Genomic DNA, 753 nt, shown 5'->3' with positions numbered 1-753 from the left:
GCATGAACTGGCGCTCGATCAGGCCGGACTTGGCCAGACCGTAAGCGCGCACGTCATCTTCGAGGTCCGTCTGGCCGGTGACCGCAACCGTGGTGAGGTCATAAAACACCACCGAGAGGTCTTGGTCAATCAGGGGGCGCATGAGCGTGGCCAGCCGTGCGCCCAGTTTATCGCTGTGCTCATCGAGCACGTCCATGGCGCGCAGCAGGTGCTGGTGCTCAGTTACCACACCAGAGCCCGCAGGCAAGGCTACTGTTTCCAGCCAGCGAAGCACACCGAGTTTGCTGCCAGGATCACACAGGCGGTTAAAGACCATCAGGCGCAGGCAGCTCAGGACATCCACCTCGGCTTTGGAGCGCCGCCAGGAACTCGCCAGATCGTCAAATCCCAAGGAGCGCCAAAGTTCAGACAGAGCCCAGATGTCACCGGCATGCCGGCTGTCGGTAAAGCGCAGGCCATCCAGGGCTGAGGGCACAGGTGTAATGCCTCGGGCGCGCTGCAAGGAGGCAATCAGGGTGTCGACTTCGCCACCGGCTTCAAGGCGACCCAGGGTGCAGACGGTGCGTTGGCGAGGTTTGCCTTCCTCGTTACGGAAGGATTCCACCAACTGGGCGTAGCGGCGATTGCCCGATTGGGTGACCTTGATGAACATGGCACTGAGTGTAGCGCAGGCCGGAAAATAAAAAACTACATTTTAAGCTAAACGTGCCACTACAAGCACTTTTCATTTGCAGATCGAAAACTGACGTAAGT

General features: G+C 58.8%; 1 pseudogene. It reads right to left on the bottom strand.

Annotated features, from left to right (window positions below):
* Nucleotides 1–652 (bottom strand): annotated as a pseudogene (locus PY257_RS16245) (IS1634 family transposase); the annotation flags it as partial.
* Nucleotides 653–753: the final 101 nt, after the last annotated feature.

This window comes from Curvibacter soli (assembly GCF_029211125.1).
GTDB classification, from domain to species: domain Bacteria; phylum Pseudomonadota; class Gammaproteobacteria; order Burkholderiales; family Burkholderiaceae_C; genus Curvibacter_A; species Curvibacter_A soli.
Note: the sequence above shows the minus strand (reverse complement) of the source record. Positions and strands in the feature narration are given on the sequence as shown.